The following is a 20,744-nucleotide window of genomic DNA, read 5'->3' as shown; positions in this document are numbered from 1 at the left end:
GACTTGTCAAATGAAAGTGTCAATGTCATAGTTCGGCCAACTGCGAATTCGAACAAGGTTTTAGTATGTCGTTAAAGTATCAAGTGGTGCCCGTCACTTCCTTCTCTCAAAACTGCTCTATCGTTTGGTGTGATGACACCATGGAAGGGATCGTGGTTGACCCTGGCGGTGATGTGAAACAGCTCGTGATGTTGATCAATGAACTCGGGGTAAAAGTGGTCAGTTTGGTTCTTACTCATGGTCATTTAGATCATGTCGGTGGAACCGAACCGCTGGCGCAGCAGTTGGGCGGCGTCGATATTATTGGACCACACAAAGCAGACAACTTCTGGCTACAAGGCCTCGAAGGTCAAAGCCAAATGTTTGGTTTTCCACTGACGGAAGCCTTTGAACCTACCCAATGGCTTAATGACGGTGATGAAGTGAAGTTTGGCCTTCAAACTCTACAAGTATTGCACACGCCCGGCCACACGCCCGGTCACGTGGTGCTGTTTAGCCAGCAAGCGAAATTGGCGTTTGTTGGTGATGTATTGTTTAACGGTAGTATCGGCCGTACGGATTTCCCGCAAGGTGATTTCAATACCCTGATTCACTCGATCAAAACTAAGCTATGGCCACTTGGCAACGATGTGACGTTTGTGCCCGGCCATGGTCCGCAATCGACTTTTGGCCGTGAACGTGCCAATAACCCTTATGTCGCAGATGAAATGCCCCTGTATTGATCTTGATTCGGCTCAGAGTGTTCCTTCTGCGCCCATTAAACCATGTCTTAGTCTGGTTCGGCCGCCGCGAGGTAGCGCCGAATCAGCCCCACAAACGCCTCGGCGTCACGATCCAGATCGTGCGCTGAGATAAAAATATCATAATCAAAAAATTGCCGTTGATAGCGCATCCGATTGGCTAACATTGCCATAAGCCCATGATAGTAATTACCGTTTGGCGCAGTGTAAGGTGCGTTGTCGAGTACCAAATCTTCAAATTGAGTCTCTTTGCGCTGTTGTTTTGCTCCTAAGTAGAGCAGCGCGCGCTGGCTGAGCAAGATCTCACTAGCGATTCTGGGACACACACTCTCAAGGTAAGGTGAATAATCCTTCAGTTTGATCCCAATCCAAGGCAAAGGTTGGTGCCAACCATGATATTCATAACTGCATACCCCAATGCGGCTGATATTGTTCCATTTTACGACCCAACCTCCTTTAAAGAGATGCTGCTGAAAATGGGTAGCGGTTAGGGTGTAGCTAACTTTTCCTTTCAAAATCAAAAGATAGAAGGTGATTAGAGTCACTGCCAGTGCACTTACTAACAGCAGCGCATGAATAATGTTGGATGAGAACATGACAATGCAAATTGAAGCGATGATACAAGTCGTATTGATCCATTTAACCACAGGTGATTGCAGAGAAAAGCGCGTATTAGACAAATGTTGGGTGTGCATAAAACAGTGAAACTCCTTCGAGCTACAGCATCGTTGTTGGCTGTTGCGACCTGTATAAATTGTAGTCAGTTACCGCATCAAAATGCGTTTTTGCCCCTCAATCTGTGCTATGCCCTACAAATCGAGGACGATTTTTGATATAAAACGCGCTTCAAATTTTCACCACTGCTTGAAACGCAGTGAAATGGAGAAATATTCGATGAGACTTGCTCATAAGCGTAAGGTGCAGGCAAAATTGCAAAAGCGTATTAAAGCGACTGTTGCAAACTTGATCGCCTCTCAATCAGCAAAGCCTGTAACAGCGCAATCGACCGTAGCAAAAACCGCTGCAACAAAAGTAGTTGTGGAGAAAGCTGCGGCGAACTCTAAAAAAGTGGATGTTGCGTTAACGCCAAAACAGCAACAGGTTTTAGATATCGTCGCTAACCACGCAGAAGGTATGAATCCTAAATCGATCGGCTTAAGTGCTGGTCAAGAAGATGCGAAAGCTGCCGCTTGGGCCACTGGCGCACTCAAGAAACTAGTAGAAGAAAATCTGGTAGTGAAAGAGCAGTTAGCAGGCAACAAAGTTATCTATAAAGCCATTTAATCTGCTGTTCGTTGTGAATGAATTAGCCTCGGTAGCCCCGAGGCTTTTTTACGATCAAATTTTAAAATGCAATCAAAGCTACTCTTCTTTGGTAATAGAGCCAATTTCGAGCATCGGTGCGACATCGATGTTTTCGGCATTCATCATAGAAGATAAACGTTGTACTGATGAGAGCAACAGGCTTTGCTCCCACTCTTGAAGCTGCCTAAATTGTTCGACAAAGCTTTCTTGCAATGGTTGCGGTGCCTTTTCTAGCAGCTTCTTACCTTCGTCCGTTAAATGGGCGTGCACTTTTCGTTTATCGGTATTGCTGCGAATTCGCTGTACGTATCCGTTGCGCTCTAATCTATCCAAAATGGTGGTGGCAGTGGCCTGGCTCATGTTCGTATGATCCGACAATGTGCGGATAGTCACCTCACCAAGGGTTTGAATTGAGCGCATTAAAATAAGCTGGGGACCAGTAAGTCCAGCGTCTCTATTCAGTTTTTTAGAGTGCAGATCAATTGCGCGGATAATTTGTCGAATTGAGATCAAAACTTCTTCATGTTTTTCCAAACTCATTGTCCCAAAAAGAAAGTTATTAATAAGCGGGGACCATAGCGCAGTTCTTTTCACTTGAAAAGTAGCATTCGACCTCTTTTGTTTTGGTCTAAGATGATGAGTGTATAAGTTGAGATGTAAAATGATTAGTGCTCGAATGTTTTTGTTTTCAATTCCCACCCTTCATTGGTTGATATTTAACCTTTTAGGCTTGACTTTTGCCTTCTATGGCATTTTTTGTTGATTTTTAGTGGAATTTTTCTGTGATGTTGGTAGGGTATTCAGCATATTGAAAAACAAATTGCTATGAGTACGAAGTTATTTTTGGTTTTTATCTTAAAATTGTTTCGTTCTCATGGTTATTAATCTCAACTGAAAAATCATGTCTAGATTTCTAGAGAGGTAAAATGACAAAAGGTATTGATAAGTACAGTATCGACAGTACTGACTACACTGTCGGGCAAGATAACGTGCAAAAGTGGGGGTTTGATGTTCATAACCCAGTGTTTGGCTTTAGCGCCGGATTTATTGCGCTATTTTTAGTCGCCGCTTTAGTTGTTGATCCTGAGGTTGCGAAGAGCGTGCTTGATGGCGTTAAATGGAAAATTATTGGCACTTTTGACTGGCTGTTTATTTGGTCGGGTAATCTTTTTGTGCTGTTTTGCTTAGGCTTGATTGTTTCTCCCTTTGGTAAAATACGTTTAGGTGGCCAAGAGGCGACAGCAGACTACTCTTTTATTTCTTGGCTCTCTATGCTGTTTGCCGCAGGGATGGGCATTGGTCTCATGTTCTGGAGTGTCGCTGAACCTGTGGCGTATTTTACCGGTTGGTATGAGACACCCTTAGGTGTTGCAGCCAACACACCCGAAGCGGCTAAACTAGCATTAGGTGCAACCATGTACCATTGGGGTCTACACCCTTGGGCCATTTACGGTGTGGTAGCGCTTTCCCTTGCGTTCTTTACTTACAACAAAGGGCTTCCGCTTTCTATTCGCTCTATTTTTTACCCGTTGCTTGGCGATCGTGCTTGGGGCTGGGCAGGGCATATCATTGATATTCTGGCTGTATTAGCAACATTATTTGGCTTAGCAACGTCATTAGGGCTGGGTGCTCAACAAGCGGCTAGTGGTATCCATCATGTATTTGGCATTGATGCCGGAATGGGCTTACAAATTGTCGTGATTACCGTCGTTACTTTATTAGCAGTGGTCTCCGTGGTGCGTGGTATTGATGGTGGTGTCAAAGTCATCAGTAACATCAATATGATCGTTGCGTTCTTGCTGCTGATTTTGGTTGCACTGATTGGCTATACCGTAACCTTTTCATCCATTCCAACCACATTAATGGCGTATATTGAAAATATCATCCCACTCAGTAACCCGCACGGTCGAACTGATGAGGCTTGGTTCCAAGGTTGGACAGTGTTCTATTGGGCTTGGTGGATTTCATGGTCACCATTTGTTGGAATGTTCATTGCGCGAGTATCAAAAGGTCGTACTATCCGTGAGTTCCTCACCGCCGTATTATTAGTACCTACTGCTGTTACCTTGATTTGGATGTCTGTATTTGGTGGTTTGGCGATTGATCAAGTCATCAACAATGTTGGCCAATTAGGCGCGAATGGTTTGACCGAAGTGCCACTGGCGATGTTCCAAATGTTTGATGCACTGCCTTATGGCACGTTACTTTCAGTGATTGCGGTTGTGTTAGTGTTGGTATTTTTTATCACCTCATCAGATTCAGGGTCACTGGTCATTGATAGTATTACTGCTGGAGGCAAAGTGGATGCCCCTGTCCTACAGCGTATTTTCTGGGCGTTGATGGAAGGCGCTATCGCCGTAGCCTTGTTATGGATTGGTGGCACCAATGCTATTGAAGCGTTGCAAGCCGCCGCCATATCAACGGCGCTGCCATTTACTATCTTGCTGCTGCTGATGTGTGTCAGCCTACTGTTGGGAATGCGAACCGAGCTCTTGAAACGTTAATTTCGACATTGATTTGAAAAGGCGACGAAAGTCGCCTTTTTTGATGTTTTTTTGACGATCGTCATTAGAGTGTTTTGCTAAAATACTAAGAAAAGCAAATGGTTATCTTGTGTCAGAATTCGACATATATTTCGTGCATCTTGTGTTAAATCTGGTTAATATTCGCCTCCGTTCCTGTATCTAACATTCTGCAAACCAATGAAATTAACCTTAAAGCAAAAGTTAATCGGTGCCAGTCTTTCTGCCGTCGTCGTTATGGCGAGCGCGTTGACTTGGCTAGCCGCTGATCAACTCTTTGAACAAACTCGAAATGGCGTATATTCGCGGGCAGAAAGCTTGTCAGCTGCCGCTGCGAAAGGCATTTCGGACTGGATTGTGGTCCGTAAAGAGATCTCAACCGCTTTTAATGACTACACCGCTCAAGATGATGTCGTTCCTTTCTTACAGCAAGCTCGCAAAGCGGGTGGCTTTGATGATATTTTCTTTGGCACACCGCAAGGTGAGATGTATCGTTCACACCCTGAGCGTAACCGTGCTGACTATGATCCTCGCCAACGTCCTTGGTATAAAGATGCCGTTTCAGCGAATAAACAAATTATCACCACCGCTTATAAAGACGCGATCACCAATGCACTGTTGGTGACAATTGCAGATCCTGTGCGTCGCAATGGGCAATTTGTCGGCGTCGTTGGTGCCGATGTGTTAATCGATCAGTTGATCCAAGATGTCATCAGTTTAGATGCGGGCAAAAATGCCTACGCGATGTTGATTGATGCGCAAGATGGAACCTTTTTAGCGCATCCAGATAAAAATTTCTTATTAAAACCAGTGTCGTCATTGTCGAAGACGTTGACGATGAACATGATAGAGCAAGCAGTGGCTTCAGGTACCGTTGAAGACGCGTCATTACAAGGTGTTGATAAGCTATTTTACTTCGCCAAAGTGCCGCAAACCGATTGGATCTTTGCTATCCAAATGGATCGTGCAACGGAAGAAGCAGCGCATACATCCTTGCTCATTGACCTAATTGTGACTGCACTTGTGATTACTATCGCTGTGATTGTGATCGTCTCTTGGTTAGTGAGCTTTCTGTTTAGAGATCTTAGCCGAGTATCCAAAGCCTTAGAGGAAATTGCTTCCGGAGACGGTGATTTAACTCAACGTCTTGAACCAAGAAGTGATGATGAAGTTGGGCAATTAGCACAAAACTTTAATACCTTTGTCGGTAATATGCACACCATGGTTTCTAAACTCAGCTTTGTTTCTGCTGCGTTGTCTGAACAGTCAAAACAGACGGCCGCTCAAGCCAAAGAGCGTAGTGCGCGTATCCGTTTACAACAAGATGAAATTAATATGGTGGCTACGGCCATCAATGAAATGGCCGCAGCTACACAAGAGATTGCCGGTAACGCAGATCATACCGCTCAGAACTCTGGCGAAGCGGTAACGGCTTGCGTACATGGCTCGAATCAAGTTTCACAAACACAAGGTTCGATTCAAAATCTGGCTCAAGAAGTTCAAGTGGCCACTGATGTTATCCTTGAGCTGGAAGCACACGGTAAACACATCAATACGATTCTGGCGACTATTCAAAACATAGCAGAGCAAACTAACCTGCTAGCATTGAATGCTGCGATTGAAGCTGCACGTGCTGGTGAGCAAGGTCGTGGCTTTGCGGTGGTTGCCGATGAAGTTCGTGTGCTTAGTCAACGTACACATGCTTCGACAAAAGAAATTCAGCAGATGATCGAAACGTTGCAATCAACGACGGGTAAAGCGGTTGGCATTATGGGTGATAGCCGTATGCTTGCTGGAACCAGTGTAGATGATGCGAACGCCGCTGCAGCAAGTTTGATGCAAATTCATAATTCAGTTGAGCGCATCAGTGACATGGCGACGCAAATTGCCTCGGCCGCTGAAGAGCAAGCTTCTGTGACGTCGGAAATTACTCGCAACACGGAAGGGATCCGCGATGTGTCTAACGATCTTGCACAAGAAGCGCATGAAGCAGCCGCACAAGCATCACAACTTTCTGAGCTTTCGCATCAGTTAGAAAATGAAATTCGTCGCTTTAAGCTGTAAGTTCTAAGCGTAAAAGCAGCAAGGCGAGATGTGATTAAAAAAGAGGAACCTAACATGGGTTCCTCTTTTTTTGCTCGTGTCGATCACGGTACTAAACCTTGAAAGAATCCCTTGAAAGGATAATCAAAAAGTTATAGCCACAACGTTCGGACACTTTGCTGCCGATCAAAATGATGAGCGATTTGTGCTTGGAATAATTCCGCGGTGGCAATAGCATCAACTAAAGCGTGGTGTGGAGTGTACGCTGGTAGCCCATAACGCGCTCGCGCTTGCCCTAAACGCACTGATTGTGGTTTTTGCCCTTTTAACTGGTTCCATAAACCTCCATGTAACCGTTGTTGAATTTGCGTTTCCAATTGCAAAGTATCGATCACCGGGAACTCAATGCCTTCACCCAATCGCACTTTTAATGCTTGATTGAGAAAGTTACGTTCAATATGACGGTAATGGACCACAACAATTTTTCCAGATAAGGCCTTCAGTATCGACTCCTGCACTTCTGCCAAATCTGGCGCATCTAAAATATCGTTGTGTGTGATGCCATGGATAACCACCGAATCCTCTTTTAACGCTTGGCGTGGCCGAACTATCCAATGTTTAGAGCGGTTGAGATAGATACGGTTTAAGGTAAAAGGCACCAAGCCAATGGTGATAATGTCATCATGCTGCGCACTTAACCCGGTTGTTTCCAAATCTAAAGCGACAAACTCTATTTCATCGATTGGCGTGCAACCCTTAGCAATCGGCCTTGAATAAAAATCTTTGAGTAACGGATGGTTAACCAACGACTGCTTATTGGCATATTTTGCTACCCAATCGATGCTCGGTTTTTGAAACCATTGTTTAATCATCACTTTCACTTAAAGTTATTGCTGGCTTGATAACGGAATTTCAAGAAATTTTGCGCATTGCTTAGGATTTGAAACGCATCTTTTAAGTTACGTCTTTCAAAATCAGATAGGTTTTCTGGCTCGATATTGTTATCTGGCTCTATTTCTTGTTCAACGTCAGCCGCTTGGTGGCGAATGCGTACCATCGCGATAAACTCCATTGCATCACGCAGATCTTGCGCCCGTCCTTTGGGTAGAATTCCGGCTTCAATGATGTCATCCAAACGTTCAAACGAGTTGGTAGAACGTGAACCGACAGCCAATGCATGCACACGGATTAAATCCGCTAACGGTGCAGTGCCGCGACGTTTTAAATTGATGGTGTTATTGTGTCGTCCATCTTTTTCCATCACAAAGTCTTTGAAAAACCCCAATGGTGGCGTGCGGTTCAGCGCATTTCGTGCAAGGCATGCAAGAAATCGATTATTTTTGCGTGCTCGACGGACAATAAACCCATTCAGTTGTTCTGCCCATTTGGTCCTGCCACACACCCCGTATAAGTCAAAAAAGATGGATGCATTCAATAGCGCCTTAGGGTTAGGGTTATCTATCCAATCGGCAAAGCAGGCTTCCCATTCTTTACGAGTCATACGCCACATCGGGTTGCTGGCCATAATGTCCCCCGTACAGTAGCTGTAACCGCATTGATCTAAGCTGTCGCAGACAAATTTGGCGAACGCTTCGAAATAAGCACCATGCTGTGTTTCTTCATAGCTATCGTCCAAAATTAAAGCGTTATCTTGGTCCGTGACAATTAACTGTTCGTCACGGCCCATAGAACCCAAGGCTAAAAAGCAGTATGGAATAGGCGGCGAGCCTAGTAATTCTTCAGCAAGTTCAATGATTCTTTGTTTAAAGCTACGGCCAATCACTGACATCGCCGTGCCGATCATATGTGAGTTTGCATCTTCATTGACTAAACGAACAAAACTGTCTTTGACTTGGTGCGACAGTGTGGCTAACTCTTCAACGCTTTGTTGCTGGAAGATGCGACTGACGAGCAGCAATGAGTTTTGTGATTCGTAGCGAACAATGTCGGTCGCTTCAATGATACCGATCGGCTTTTTTTCTTTGAGTATAGGAAGATGATGAACATTGTACCGAAGCATTTTTAGCATGGCCTCATAGACATAAGCATTATGATCTAATGAGATAACCTCCGTTGTCATCACTTCCGTGACGAGGTGATTAGGATCGATGCCAACGGCTAATACACGCGTGCAGAGATCTCGGTCAGTCAGGATGCCGATTACTGGGCTGTTATCGTCGTCACTCTCTTGCAAAATATCAGGGTCAATCACCAGCAGTGAAGAGATACTCTCTTCCGCCATCTTGATCGCCGCATGTTGAATGGTTTCTGTTTTGTAAACGAAAGGGGCTTCTCGGCTGAGTAAGGTTCGCACTTTCGAGGTGGTGAGATCATTCTGCTCTGTTTTACTCAGTACGGCTTGGCGAAGGCGTGCGTTATCTTGCACTTCAACGAAATCAGCAAAGGAATCATAGTTGTCATATAAATCCTGAAACCTTGCCTCTGGAATACAATAAACCAGCGTATCTTCAATCGCTGTGACCGGAAAACGAACACGGTTATTGGTCAATAGCCCCATTTGACCAAATAAACCGCCTTCGGTTAGGCGGTTGTATAATTCGCCTTTGCGACGGTATACCTCGACGACGCCGCTGCGGATCAAATATAAGTCTTGGATATGATCACCAAAATGAATGATGGGTGTACCTTGTCGAAAATAGGAGATTTCTACGCTCTGCGTCACTTCGATCAGTGTTTCTTCAGGTAGTTCATTGAACGGTGGATACTGAGCAAGGAAGTTCTTGATTTCAATTAATTCTGCTTCCATGGAGGCTTCCTTGTGTTTCGGAATTCATATTGTGGGATTCTGACGTCGTGAGCCAGCTAAACGATGTAACTTGTCAAAGGGATCCGGTTACATCGGTGGCATTGGACATAGGATTCAGAGAGTTATAGTACATGAAAAGAACGTGCTTTGCAGGCAAGAGGGGAAAGTGTACGCGCTTTGAGGTGAATCAAGTGTCATTTCAGTGAATTGAAGATAAAAAAATAGCCGACAAGTGGCGGCTATTGTTGTCTATTTCTTATCATTATCGATTATAGAACCGCTGCAATACCTTTGCACAGTGGGCCCATATTCGATTTCGTCATGCCTGCCACACTGATACGGCCGGAACCGACGATGTAAATTGCCAATTCATCTTTCAGACGAGCAACTTGTTCCTTGTTCAAACCAGAAAAAGAGAACATGCCATTTTGACGTTCAATAAAGCTAAAATCAGCCTTCACACCTTCGGCTTTTAGGGTGGTAACAAACAGCTCACGCATCTCTTGAATACGTTCACGCATTTCAGTCACTTCGTTTTCCCATTCTGCGCGCAGTTCGGCGTTGTTGAGGATATAAGTAACCACAGCAGCACCGTGCGCTGGTGGGTTTGAGTAAATGGAACGAATGATCGCTTTGATTTGTGAGAAAGCTGTTTCAGCAACATCTGTTGAGCCAGCAACGATGGTAAACGCACCCACGCGCTCATTGTACAAACCGAAGTTTTTAGAGAATGAGCTCGCTACTAAGATCTCTTTATTGTATTTCGCAAAAGTACGTAGGCCCTGTGCGTCTTCTTCAACACCTTTCGCAAAACCTTGATAAGCAAAGTCAAACAGAGGAAGAAGCCCTTTATCAGCGACTAATTTTGCTAACGTTTCCCACTCTTTATCGGTTGGATCAATGCCAGTTGGGTTGTGGCAGCACCCGTGTAGAAGAACAATATCACCCGCTTGAGCTTGCTCAAGATCGGTAAGCATCGCTGCGAAATCTTTATCTTTCGTTTCGGCATTGTAGTACGAATACTGCGTGGTTTCTAAACCAGCCGCATTAAAAACACCGTGATGGTTTGCCCATGTTGGGTTGCTGATCCACACTTTCACGTCGCCGATTTGACGCTTAATAAATTCACCAGCTACACGCAGTGCACCAGTACCACCCGGCGCTTGCGCCGTTTTTGCGAGCTTTTGCGTCACAATCTCAGATTCATCGCCAAACAGCAGTTTTTGTACCGCGAGCCCATATTCAGCAGTACCTTCAATGGTGAGATAAGATTTGGTCTTTTCAGACTCAAGCAACGCCGCTTCCGCTTTCTTTACTGTCGCAAGAACAGGTGTTTCACCTGCTTCATTTTTGTAGATACCAACACCGAGGTTAATTTTTTCAGTGCGAGGATCTTTTTTAAACTCTTCGGTTAAACCAAGAATAGGGTCAGCCGGAGCTGCGACAACTTTTTCAAACATAATCATCATCCATGTAAAGTGTTAGAAGGGATTTTAGAAACATAAAATTAAGGTATTTATACCTTTATGAAATATCCGTTACAACACACAAAACAGAAAAACTGAAAATAATTTGTGTTGGCTAAGAATCATGAACAAAAAGGCGATTTTTTTAAAAAAACTCTATCATCCACCGTTTTCAGGCGGGGAGATTAAATAGGTTTTACTTTGAGAAGTAGTCAGCTCAACGGCAAAATTCATCATCAAATACGATATTTTGCCATTGAGCGGAGGAGCTACTGTAATAAGAGATTAATGTTTATCCTGATGGCGAGCGGCAATGGCGACAAATTGTTGTTCAACACTCAAAAAAGCCTCTACGACTTGTGGGTCAAAATGTGTCGCTTCGCCCTGTAGAATGATGGCTTTTGCTTCATCATGAGAAAACGCGGGTTTGTAAACGCGCTTTGAGATGAGCGCATCATATACATCAGCCAGTGCCATTAAACGGCCTGAGAGTGGAATCTCTTCCCCTTTGAGTTGTTTTGGATAGCCCGATCCATCCCATTTTTCATGGTGAGTGAGGGCGATTTCTTTCGCGATTGCTAAAAAGGAACTTGTGCCAAGGTGCTGCTCGGCAATCGACAGTGCTTGTGCGCCGATCTCTGGGTGCCCCTTCATAATAATGAACTCATCATCGGTGAGCTTGCCGGGTTTCAGTAGGACGGCATCAGGGATACCGACTTTGCCGACGTCGTGTAATGGGGCTGATTTGTAGAGTAAATCAATATAAGTGGGCGTTAATAAAGGCTGATATTTCGGTTTTTGGCTTAGATATTGCGCGAGTACTTTGACATATTCTTGAGTACGTAAAATATGAGCGCCAGTTTCATTATCGCGAGATTCAGCTAAAGCGGCTAGGCTGACGATGGCGACATCACGCGTGGTTTTTACTTCATCCTGTGAGTTTTGTAGGCTATCCAACATTTGATTGGTCAACCAAGCTACAGAACCTAACTCGTTATTTTCAAAAATTGGTAAGCGTTGTGCTATATCACCTTGAGTCACTTGGCATAGCGAATGCTCTTGAGCGTGCAATATTTGCTTCATCAGCCTTCCCCACTGCCAGAGGATAGCGATCACATAACCGCCCAAAACCAAAGAAACATAAATAAACTCTTTAATAATGCTTATCTTGCCATGCCCATTGATTAAACTGGCAGGGTTATGTTCAAGCCAAAAAAGATCTTTCACCGCGACCATCGTGAGTGTGGCTGTCAGAGTGATGATCATCAGCATCATTAACCCGATCATCTGCTTAACAATCGAATGCCTTTCACCTTGGAGTTGTTGACGATTCAATTGTACTGCGTGCTGGCGATATTGGGCTCGTTTAGCGATGAGTTGTAATAAGCTTCCGGTAAAGAAACCAAACAGTGTTAAACCAAACAGGACTTTTACGTTGCTATCGATGGTGAATTGATAGTGCTGATTGTAATAAAGAGCGAGTGGAATACTGACAAGAAAAAACAAAACACTATCGAGTTTTGCATACTGTTCTGTTTTTGCCCAATGATGGTGAATAAAGACATATCGACGCATTACCCATGCACAAAATACACTAATCGTGACATGAGTGGTGATTTCTAATGCGCTTAAACTGGACAACATCGGACAGATTCGTCCGCCATAGGTGGCAAATAGCAGCGCAGCTAAGAGGTAGAGCAGTGCGGTGAGTTGGCTGTTGTTTCGCTTGGTATTATTCATGAATTTGATTTCATTACAGTATGTGATGCTTAAGTTTAGGTGATTAAATTCGTTCAATGTTGTGTTTTCGTGATTAACCGATGTGCGGAGGATCAGAAAAGCGATGGATTCTAGTGATGTATTTCTAGGAAAGATAGCTAAATAAAATAAAGCCAATGTGATCCGATCAGTGCGTCATGTTATGAGTACAGAGGAGAGGGCTCAATGACGTTACTCAGCCGAACTTAACGAAAGTCAATCGTTACTCTGATTGATAAGAGTGGACTGTTTAAAATTACCTAAAACAACAAAAGTAAAATTACATCTGCCGACTACATTGCAGATTCCTCCAAGCTTTCCTATCTTTAGTTATGAGCTCCAGGCGTTGCATAACAACTTCTTACATAACGTCATAGCTTTCGTCAGTGTTTTATGGCTAAAGGATAATAAATCATGCTCCTCATTAGGCTGGTACGTGTTTACGTGCCCTTAGTGCTATTGTCGATAGTTGCTCTTATGCCACAGCCAACACATTTTGGTGTTTGGGCTCTATTATTTGTGACTTTTGCTAGTGTTAGCTATGCAATTTGGAATTACGAATCCTTCATTTCCCAAGTCAAAGCGCAAAAAAAGACAATTGAACACCTTTCTCAAACACAAGAGATCCAACTGGATGGATATCATTCTTTAGAGCCTCTCTTTGCTCAATCTCTGCCAGTGTGGTCTCGTCATATTGATTTAGCCAATGTGCAACTTACCGATTCTGTTACTCAACTGAGCCAGCAATTTGGTGATCTTGTCACGCAGCTTTCACAAGCACTCTCCTTCTCGCAAGGCTCAACCTTAAAAGATGAGCGTAATTTAATGAGCGAAATTGAGCGTTGTCGAGCGATGCTTTCTAAAGCGGTTGATGAGCTTAGAGAAAGCCAAAAGACAAGAGAGCATATGCTTGATGAAATGCGCAGCCTTGATCAATACACAGTCGATTTAAAAAAAATGGCAACCGATGTGGTGGGCATTGCTGAAAAAACCAACTTATTAGCACTTAATGCTGCCATTGAGTCAGCCAGAGCAGGAGAGGCAGGTCGAGGTTTTGCAGTGGTGGCCGATGAAGTGCGTAACCTTTCACAGCGTTCAAGGGAGATCGCTAGCAGCATGACGGAGAAAGTGAACGTTGTCAGTGATGCGATTAATACTACATTTAAGATGGCTGAAATGGCTATTGCGGCTGAGAGTGAACAAATGGAACAAACCGAGCAGCGTATCGATTATGTCATTAACCACTTCCAAGATATGGCACAAACCTTACAGCAACAGTCTGAGCGGTTAAAAGAAGATGCATTTTCGGTGAAGGAAACAATCAGTAGTGTGATTGTGAAATTGCAATTTCAAGACCGAGTAAGCCAAATATTAGAGCAAATCAGCACCAATCTCAAAGAACTCAGTGACTCATTAGAGCTGCTCAAACAAGACAGCAATCATGCGATCGCAGGCGAATTATCCCCGCAAAAATGGCTGGAAAAAATGACCAAGAACTACACCATGATAGAACAACATGAAAGCCACAAAGGCAAGGTTACTGAGGTGAAAAGCAAGGTGACTAGCACGGACATTACTTTCTTTTGAGAACCGTAAATGAATAAATGAGGAACTCTGTGATGAACAAAACGGTACTTGTTGTAGATGATTCGGCTTCAATTCGGCAGGTTGTGAGTATGACCTTAAAAGGAGCAGGCTATCAGACGATCGAAGCTCATGATGGTAAAGATGCATTATCCAAATTGGCCGGGAATCGTGTTCATTTGGTCATCAGCGACGTAAATATGCCGAATATGGATGGCATTACCTTACTTAAAGAGCTGAAGCAAAGGCCAGACACAAAATTTACGCCGGTGATTATGCTCACAACTGAATCTGAGGCATCGAAGAAAGAACAGGGTCGTGCTGCGGGTGCGAAAGCTTGGGTTGTAAAACCCTTTGCACCTGAACAGATGCTTGCCGCCGTAGCAAAACTGATCCAAGCCTAAGGGGGGATTATGCTGACTCCACACCAAACCGATGAGCAATTAATGTTAAAACTTGACGGTGAACTGACGATTTATGAGGCTCGAAATTTGTTTGAGCAGCTGACCCCTTTTGTGTCTCATAGCGAGAAGATCGCCATTGAACTTTCCCAAGTCACTGCTCTGGACAGCAGTTGCGTACAAGTATTGATGGCATTTAAAAAAGCAAGAATAGAACAGGGATGTGAACTGATTCATCACAGTGAAGTCGTGGTGGATGTGCTGGGTAAACTGGGGCTAGTGGGATGGTTTCATGACCCTATCGTTCTTTCGAGTTCACAATAAGACAAAGTGACAAGCTAATGACGAAGCCCCAGGGAGATACTATGGACGAAATGATGGCTGCGGCGCTCCAAACTTATTTTAATGAGAGTAGGGAGTTGCTTGAAGGGATGGAATCTGACCTTCTTGAACTGGATAGCGGAAATCTTGATGGCTTAAATGAGCGATTAAACGCAATTTTCCGAGCAGCGCATACTGTAAAAGGCTCAGCAGGGATATTTAACTTAAATGAGATCGTTCGTTTTACTCATAAAGTAGAAAGCTTGCTTGATTTATTGCGCTCAGAACAACTTAAGTTGCATGAAAAGCATATTTCCTTGTTGCTTGAGTGCCGCGATCACATGGTGAGCTTGATTGATGATGCTCAAACGGGGCAAGAGTCATCAGAAGATGACGTTACCGGACAGCGCTTAGGAGCCCGATTGTCTGAGTTTTTAGGTCAATCTGAACCAGAAAGTCATTCACCAGCCACGGAATCTGAACCTGATCACACCGCACTCGACAATTTCTGCTGGCATATCTCTTTAACTTTCCCGCTTCATGCATTCCAAGATGGTATGGATCCGCTCTCTTTTCTTTCTTATTTAACTACGCTGGGAGAGGTTATTTATATCGAGGCGGTCGACCGAAAATTACCTGATTGGCACAACTTTGATCCGGAATGTTGTTATTTGGGTTTTGAACTGCGTTTCTATTCGCCGGCATCTAAACAACAAATCGAAGACGTGTTTGAATTCATTCGTGAAGAAGGTGACGTTCGCATCTTTCCGCCCAGTGCCAAAGTGGGTGACTTCATTGAGCACATTCAATCAATGCCCGATGAAAATTATAGAATTGGCGAAATATTAGTTCGTTGTGGCGCGCTCACTGAGACTGAATTGAAGCGTGCATTGCAGCAACAAAGTGAGCGGCGAGAAGCGAGTTCGGACGCGATACCCATAGGCGAAATTATCACTCAGGCTGATGCTCAATTAGCACCCGTACTCAATGCGGCGGTCGATAAACAAAGTAAAGCCCGAGAGGCGCTAACCAAAGAGCAAAAAAGCTTGCGAGTGGATGCTGAAAAGTTAGATACCTTAATTAATTTAGTCGGGGAATTGGTCACCGCAGGTGCCAGCAGTGCATTACAGGCGGAGCTAATTGGCGAAAATGTAATGATTGAATCTGTTGCACGGCTCAATGGCCTTCTCGAAGAAGTCAGAGACGCGGCACTACAGCTTAGAATGGTGGCTATCGGTGCGACATTTGCCCGTTTTCAACGCGTTGTTCGTGATATGGCGAAGGAGCTAAACAAAAGTATTCATCTCACGATTACCGGTGCGGATACCGAATTAGATAAATCAGTGATTGAAAAAATTGGCGATCCTTTGATGCATTTAGTGCGCAATGCGATTGACCACGGCATTGAAACAGAGGAAGAGCGTGTCGCAAATGGTAAACCTTCTCACGGCACCATCACGCTCAATGCTTACCATGACTCAGGCAATATAGTGATCGATGTGAGCGATGACGGAAAAGGGCTCAACAGCGAAAAATTGCGCGCAAAAGCGATTGAAAAAGGGCTACTTGATGAAAACCAACTCGTGAGCGATGACGAGATTTTTCAGCTCATTTTTGAGCCCGGCTTTTCAACGGCCCAGCAGGTTTCCAATATTTCAGGTCGCGGTGTCGGTATGGACGTAGTGAAGCGAAATATTACTGATTTGCGAGGTCGAGTAGAGATTCACAGCCTACTTAATCGAGGAACAACTATCCGCATTGTATTGCCGCTCACACTCGCGATCATTGATGGTTTCCTAATTGAAGTGAGTAGCGAAACCTTCGTTGTGCCATTGGATGCCGTTCAAGAATGCGTCGAACTTGATGACCAGTGGCTCAAAGATGGCCAAGGCAAACCTTATATTAATCTCAGGGGACAAGTGCTGCCTTTAATTGATTTAAGAGTGCAATTTAACCTCACTGCGCGTCGCTCAAAACGCCAAAATGTGGTGGTGGTCAGTAGTGCGGGGCAAAGTGCTGGTTTGATCGTGGATAATTTGTTGGGGGAATTACAAACCGTAATTAAGCCACTTGGGCCGATTTTTTCACGGGTTAAAGGAATCAGCGGTTCGACTATTTTGGGCAGCGGGGATATTGCTCTTATCTTAGATATCGCCAGTTTATCGCAACATATTATGAAGGAAGAGTCGAAGCATCGCTTATTGGCAATGCACTAACTTGGCTCAATTACATCGTCAGAAAGGAATAGGCTATGTTTAAAAATATTTCAGTTAAATTCAAACTAAGTATGCTAGTTGGCATCTTAAGTTTGTTACTCATTGTGGTCGGATCACTAGGGCTTTATGGCATGCAAAAAACACTGCATGGGCTAGAAACGGTCTACTATGACCGAACCGTACCAGCACTGTCTATAGGTGACATTAAATCTCGTCTTCTGAGCAATCGTATAGCGCTGGCTTTCTCACAACTGTACCCAGAAGCGGATATTATTCGTGCTCAGATTGAGACGGTTGAGAACCACCTCAAAGTGATTGATGACAAATGGGGCAAATACAAGTTAACTAACTTAACTAAAGAGGAAGCTGAGTTAGCCAAACAGTTTGAGGAACAGAACAAAGCCTTTGTTGAGCAAGCTCTACAGCCCACCATTGATGCTTTGCGACGTTTAGACATTGATGAAGCGACTCGCCTTGCGGTTGATAAAGTACGCCCACTCTATGCACCCGTTGAAAAAACAGTAAATGCATTAATTCAGCTGCAATCTAATGAAGCGCAGAATGTTTATAACCATGAGGTTGAGCTTTATGACAACCTACAAATGATAGCCATTGGATCAATTATATTGGGGCTACTGTTTGGTATTGGATTTGCGGTTACCTTGATCCGCGGGATCTGTAATCCTTTAGAGCAAGCAGTGTCGCTGGCTAACCGACTCGCTGTGGGTGATTTAACAGGTAAAATTGAAGCGACGTCAGGCGATGAATTAGGTCGCTTGCTTGAAGCCATGCAAAAAATGGTGGCCAAGTTGTCAGACATCGTAGGTGAAGTGAATAGCTCAAGTAATGCATTGGCTTCGGCATCCGAAGAAGTTTCAGCTACCGCTCAGAACTTAAGTCAAGGGGCGAGCGAACAAGCGGCCAGTGTTGAACAAACTACCTCGTCGGTAGAGCAGATGTCAGCCTCAATCGCGCAAAACACTGAAAATGCGAAAGTGACCGATAGCATGGCAGGTAAAGCGGCTAAAGAAGCGAAAGAAGGTGGAGAAGCGGTAGCTAAAACCGTGTTAGCGATGAAATCGATAGCTGAGAAAATTGGTATTATTGATGATATCGCTTATCAAACTAACTTACTTGCGCTCAACGCCGCAATCGAAGCTGCTAGAGCTGGCGAGCATGGTAAAGGTTTTGCAGTGGTGGCTGCAGAAGTCCGAAAATTGGCAGAGCGCAGTCAGGTTGCTTCTCAAGAAATTGGTGAGGTCGCTAAAAATAGCGTTGGTTTAGCGGAACAAGCCGGAAAACTGCTGGATGAAATGGTGCCTTCTATTCAAAGAACATCCGATTTAGTACAAGAGATCAACGCAGCTTCAATGGAACAAGCAACCGGAGCAACACAAATTAACCAAGCGATGGAACAGCTCAACAGTATCACGCAACAAAGTGCTTCCGCATCAGAAGAGCTTGCGTCGACCTCTGAAGAGATGAGCAGCCAAGCACAGCAGCTCCAGCAACTAATGACCTTCTTCAAAACAGAAAATAATCGCCGTGAAGCAGTAAATAAATCTTCAGTTCACCACGAGCAGCAACGCCCTAAACAGAAGAAAGATGTTGAGTTTGTCTCTATGGACGATGAACCTGAGTATGTGCGCTTTTAGTGGCTGGAGGTGAATGTGGCTAATCTTATCCCGGTTGAGGCTAACTCGATGATATTGGCTAAGTCCAATACAGAATTAGCACAAGATCAACAGTACTTAACATTTCAGCTCAATGGTGAAATGTACGCCTTTGCGATTTTGCATGTTAAGGAAATATTAGAGTATGGCAAAGTAACTCAGGTGCCAATGATGCCTGACTACATTCAAGGCATTATTAACTTGCGTGGTGAAGTGGTACCTGTCGTCAATCTAGCTCGGCGTTTTTATCTTAAACCGCAAGAAGTGAATAAAAAGACTTGTGTTGTCATTATCGAAGTGACGAATGAAGAACAGCGTCAAGACCTAGGTGTTATGGTTGACAGTGTTTCTGAAGTCATTGAAATATCAGGTAAGTTTATGAGACCTGCCCCTAATTTTGGTACCAAGATCCGGACCGAATTTATTTGTGGTATGGCTCAATTCGATGAAGAGTTTGTCATTATTTTAGCGGAGGATAAAGTCCTATCTGTTGAAGAGTTGGCCATGATGGAACAGGTCAAAGAGCAGAATGAACTTGCAAGTTAAGCACAAATCTCAGCAACTTGGGAATTCAGCCATGGAGCAAATGTCCATCATCAGTGATGCAGACTTTGAGTTGTATCGTGGCTGGATATATCAATCTGCAGGTATCGCACTAACACCCAGTAAGAAAGCGTTGGTGGTTGGGCGTCTAAGCGGGCGCTTAAGAGAGCTCGGTATAAGTTCATATCGGGACTATTTTGAGTATTTGACGAAATTTAGCGATCAGCAAGTACGCAAACTTGAGCGGCAACGAGTCATCAATTTACTGACCACCAATGAAACGTACTTTTTCAGAGAAGAGGCCCATTTTGCTTACATCCAGCACCATCTCTTTACTGTATGGGGGAAAAAACAGATCCGTTGCTGGAGCGCAGCAAGCTCGACAGGTGAAGAGGCTTATTCTCTGGCAATGTTATTAGACAGCCGTTACCAAGGAGAATGGCAAATAGTTGGTACCGATATCAATAGTCAAGTGTTGCAAATTGCATCACAGGGTATCTATCCGATGCTACGCCATGAACATATACCGAAAGCCTATCTCAAAACGTATTGCCGAAAAGGCATCGATACCAAGCATGACACATTGAAAATCGTTAATTCATTAAGGAAAAAAGTGAAATTCGGATTAGCGAACTTACAAAATCAGTTGGATGAACTTGGTCACTTTGATCTTATTTTTTTACGTAATGTTATGATTTATTTTGATCAAAATACCAAACAAAGAGTCATCAGTAACGTTACGAACCGATTAAAAAATGGCGGTATTTTATTAATAGGCCACTCAGAAACATTAAACGGACTCAACTGCGATGACTTGCAATTACTGCAGCCGTCTATCTATCAAAAACGAGGGATTCGTGATTAATGGCGAACGAATTTTTACCTAAAACAGAGGCTCTGAACTTGATGCCTGGCGAGATATTCTTTGGTCATCACAGAGGTTGGATTCATACGCTACTGGGTTCGTGCGTTGCCATTACGTTATGGCATCCAAAAACGCAGTTAGTGGGTATGTGCCATTATCTGTTGAGCCAGCGATCCGCCCTAGGTGAAGAGGCCAAACAACCTGAAGGCTATTATGCTAGCGATGTTGTGGCGTACTTTTCCCTTCAGTGTCGACGACATCAAATCAATCCTAAGGAATGTGTTGTTAAAGTATTTGGAGGTAGCACTATGTTTGCAGGTCACTACAGCAAAGTCGCTTCGATAAATGTTGCACAACAAAATGTGCGACTGGGTATGCAGTTACTGAAAGAGCACGGTTTTCAAGTAAGCCGCAATGATGTGGGTGGAAAGCGTTATCGTAAAGTATTTTTTGATGTCCAAAATGGTGATGTTTGGGTTCAATATGGGCGATCTTCTGCAAGAGAGGTAGCTTATTAATCAGCCATTGAGTGTCGACTTA

At 44.0% G+C, this 20,744-nt stretch carries 18 protein-coding genes; 12 read left to right on the top strand and 6 right to left on the bottom strand.

The features are described 5' to 3' along the window. The first annotated feature begins 65 nt into the window (after positions 1-65). Complete coding sequence (locus PL85_RS04105; RefSeq protein WP_010320728.1) at positions 66-722, top strand: MBL fold metallo-hydrolase; 657 nt, start codon at positions 66-68, stop codon at positions 720-722. Positions 723-769: 47 nt separating this feature from the next. Here the strand turns inward: PL85_RS04105 and PL85_RS04100 are convergent, their stop codons facing one another. After that, positions 770-1,435, bottom strand: a complete 666-nt coding sequence (locus tag PL85_RS04100) for a DUF2982 domain-containing protein (RefSeq protein WP_013856748.1) — start codon at positions 1,433-1,435, stop codon at positions 770-772. 199 nt (positions 1,436-1,634) lie between these two features. Between PL85_RS04100 and PL85_RS04095 the strand changes: the two genes are divergently transcribed. After that, positions 1,635-2,024 carry a hypothetical protein gene (locus tag PL85_RS04095; RefSeq protein WP_026027541.1) on the top strand — a complete coding sequence of 130 codons (390 nt, stop codon included), beginning with the start codon at positions 1,635-1,637 and terminating at the stop codon, positions 2,022-2,024. 78 nt (positions 2,025-2,102) lie between these two features. Here the strand turns inward: PL85_RS04095 and PL85_RS04090 are convergent, their stop codons facing one another. Continuing rightward, positions 2,103-2,579, bottom strand: a complete 477-nt coding sequence (locus tag PL85_RS04090; protein WP_010320725.1) for a MarR family winged helix-turn-helix transcriptional regulator — start codon at positions 2,577-2,579, stop codon at positions 2,103-2,105. A 392-nt stretch (positions 2,580-2,971) separates the two neighbouring features. Here PL85_RS04090 and PL85_RS04085 point away from each other — a divergent pair, with 392 nt between their 5' ends. Both PL85_RS04085 and PL85_RS04080 read left to right on the top strand, forming a co-directional pair. Further along, positions 2,972-4,549 carry a BCCT family transporter gene (locus tag PL85_RS04085; protein WP_115339834.1) on the top strand — a complete coding sequence of 526 codons (1,578 nt, stop codon included), beginning with the start codon at positions 2,972-2,974 and terminating at the stop codon, positions 4,547-4,549. Between the two features lie 198 nt (positions 4,550-4,747). Further along, positions 4,748-6,631, top strand: coding sequence for a methyl-accepting chemotaxis protein (locus tag PL85_RS04080; RefSeq protein WP_017043629.1), 1,884 nt, complete (start codon positions 4,748-4,750; stop codon positions 6,629-6,631). A gap of 131 nt (positions 6,632-6,762) precedes the next feature. On the opposite strand, the gene PL85_RS04075 is transcribed toward PL85_RS04080, so the two are convergent. The 4 genes from PL85_RS04075 to PL85_RS04060 form a co-directional block, all read right to left on the bottom strand. After that, positions 6,763-7,482: a 3'-5' exonuclease gene (locus PL85_RS04075; RefSeq protein ID WP_214649688.1), complete on the bottom strand. Its 720-nt coding sequence runs from the start codon at positions 7,480-7,482 to the stop codon at positions 6,763-6,765. Positions 7,483-7,487: 5 nt separating this feature from the next. After that, positions 7,488-9,377 carry a putative nucleotidyltransferase substrate binding domain-containing protein gene (locus PL85_RS04070; RefSeq protein ID WP_013856754.1) on the bottom strand — a complete coding sequence of 630 codons (1,890 nt, stop codon included), beginning with the start codon at positions 9,375-9,377 and terminating at the stop codon, positions 7,488-7,490. 269 nt (positions 9,378-9,646) lie between these two features. Beyond that, positions 9,647-10,837, bottom strand: a complete 1,191-nt coding sequence (locus tag PL85_RS04065; protein ID WP_088717991.1) for an amino acid aminotransferase — start codon at positions 10,835-10,837, stop codon at positions 9,647-9,649. A 291-nt stretch (positions 10,838-11,128) separates the two neighbouring features. Further along, positions 11,129-12,583, bottom strand: a complete 1,455-nt coding sequence (locus tag PL85_RS04060; protein WP_115339832.1) for an HD domain-containing phosphohydrolase — start codon at positions 12,581-12,583, stop codon at positions 11,129-11,131. Positions 12,584-13,015: 432 nt separating this feature from the next. Here PL85_RS04060 and PL85_RS04055 point away from each other — a divergent pair, with 432 nt between their 5' ends. Genes PL85_RS04055 through PL85_RS04020 form a run of 8 tightly spaced genes read left to right on the top strand, consistent with a single transcriptional unit; the run spans position 13,016 to position 20,722 of the window. Then, a complete protein-coding gene (locus tag PL85_RS04055) occupies positions 13,016-14,188 on the top strand; it encodes a methyl-accepting chemotaxis protein (RefSeq protein ID WP_115339831.1) in 1,173 nt (390 codons plus the stop codon). A 17-nt stretch (positions 14,189-14,205) separates the two neighbouring features. Continuing rightward, positions 14,206-14,589 (top strand): response regulator, encoded by a 384-nt coding sequence (locus tag PL85_RS04050; RefSeq protein ID WP_013856759.1) that lies wholly within the window; start codon positions 14,206-14,208, stop codon positions 14,587-14,589. A 9-nt stretch (positions 14,590-14,598) separates the two neighbouring features. Then, a complete protein-coding gene (locus PL85_RS04045) occupies positions 14,599-14,910 on the top strand; it encodes an STAS domain-containing protein (protein ID WP_013856760.1) in 312 nt (103 codons plus the stop codon). 17 nt (positions 14,911-14,927) lie between these two features. Then, the gene (locus PL85_RS04040; RefSeq protein WP_115339830.1) at positions 14,928-17,123 is read left to right on the top strand and encodes a chemotaxis protein CheA; all 2,196 of its coding nucleotides are present in this window, start codon (positions 14,928-14,930) and stop codon (positions 17,121-17,123) included. A 35-nt stretch (positions 17,124-17,158) separates the two neighbouring features. After that, a complete protein-coding gene (locus tag PL85_RS04035) occupies positions 17,159-18,778 on the top strand; it encodes a methyl-accepting chemotaxis protein (RefSeq protein ID WP_115339829.1) in 1,620 nt (539 codons plus the stop codon). A 15-nt stretch (positions 18,779-18,793) separates the two neighbouring features. Further along, positions 18,794-19,342, top strand: a complete 549-nt coding sequence (locus PL85_RS04030; protein WP_231564188.1) for a chemotaxis protein CheW — start codon at positions 18,794-18,796, stop codon at positions 19,340-19,342. Next, entirely contained in the window at positions 19,326-20,204 is an 879-nt protein-coding gene (locus PL85_RS04025) for a CheR family methyltransferase (protein WP_115339828.1), read from the top strand. The genes PL85_RS04030 and PL85_RS04025 overlap by 17 nt, the downstream gene beginning before the upstream one ends. Continuing rightward, positions 20,204-20,722 carry a chemotaxis protein CheD gene (locus tag PL85_RS04020; protein WP_013856765.1) on the top strand — a complete coding sequence of 173 codons (519 nt, stop codon included), beginning with the start codon at positions 20,204-20,206 and terminating at the stop codon, positions 20,720-20,722. Before PL85_RS04025 ends, PL85_RS04020 begins: the two co-directional genes overlap by 1 nt. Positions 20,723-20,744: the final 22 nt, after the last annotated feature.

The organism is Vibrio anguillarum, assembly GCF_001989995.2.
In the GTDB taxonomy this organism is placed as follows: domain Bacteria; phylum Pseudomonadota; class Gammaproteobacteria; order Enterobacterales; family Vibrionaceae; genus Vibrio; species Vibrio anguillarum.
The sequence above is the reverse complement of the archived record's forward strand: the minus strand, read 5'-3'. Positions and strand labels throughout refer to the sequence as shown.

Bases quoted from the DNA above. Each gene is read 5' to 3' on its own strand.
- PL85_RS04105 (WP_010320728.1), top strand. From the start codon at position 66: ATGTCGTTAAAGTATCAAGTGGTGCCCGTCACTTCCTTCTCTCAAAAC.
- PL85_RS04100 (WP_013856748.1), bottom strand. From the start codon at position 1,435: ATGCACACCCAACATTTGTCTAATACGCGCTTTTCTCTGCAATCACCT.
- PL85_RS04095 (WP_026027541.1), top strand. From the start codon at position 1,635: ATGAGACTTGCTCATAAGCGTAAGGTGCAGGCAAAATTGCAAAAGCGT.
- PL85_RS04085 (WP_115339834.1), top strand. From the start codon at position 2,972: ATGACAAAAGGTATTGATAAGTACAGTATCGACAGTACTGACTACACT.
- PL85_RS04080 (WP_017043629.1), top strand. From the start codon at position 4,748: ATGAAATTAACCTTAAAGCAAAAGTTAATCGGTGCCAGTCTTTCTGCC.
- PL85_RS04075 (WP_214649688.1), bottom strand. From the start codon at position 7,482: ATGATTAAACAATGGTTTCAAAAACCGAGCATCGATTGGGTAGCAAAA.
- PL85_RS04070 (WP_013856754.1), bottom strand. From the start codon at position 9,377: ATGGAAGCAGAATTAATTGAAATCAAGAACTTCCTTGCTCAGTATCCA.
- PL85_RS04065 (WP_088717991.1), bottom strand. From the start codon at position 10,837: ATGTTTGAAAAAGTTGTCGCAGCTCCGGCTGACCCTATTCTTGGTTTA.
- PL85_RS04060 (WP_115339832.1), bottom strand. From the start codon at position 12,583: ATGAATAATACCAAGCGAAACAACAGCCAACTCACCGCACTGCTCTAC.
- PL85_RS04055 (WP_115339831.1), top strand. From the start codon at position 13,016: ATGCTCCTCATTAGGCTGGTACGTGTTTACGTGCCCTTAGTGCTATTG.
- PL85_RS04050 (WP_013856759.1), top strand. From the start codon at position 14,206: ATGAGGAACTCTGTGATGAACAAAACGGTACTTGTTGTAGATGATTCG.
- PL85_RS04045 (WP_013856760.1), top strand. From the start codon at position 14,599: ATGCTGACTCCACACCAAACCGATGAGCAATTAATGTTAAAACTTGAC.
- PL85_RS04040 (WP_115339830.1), top strand. From the start codon at position 14,928: ATGACGAAGCCCCAGGGAGATACTATGGACGAAATGATGGCTGCGGCG.
- PL85_RS04035 (WP_115339829.1), top strand. From the start codon at position 17,159: ATGTTTAAAAATATTTCAGTTAAATTCAAACTAAGTATGCTAGTTGGC.
- PL85_RS04025 (WP_115339828.1), top strand. From the start codon at position 19,326: ATGAACTTGCAAGTTAAGCACAAATCTCAGCAACTTGGGAATTCAGCC.
- PL85_RS04020 (WP_013856765.1), top strand. From the start codon at position 20,204: ATGGCGAACGAATTTTTACCTAAAACAGAGGCTCTGAACTTGATGCCT.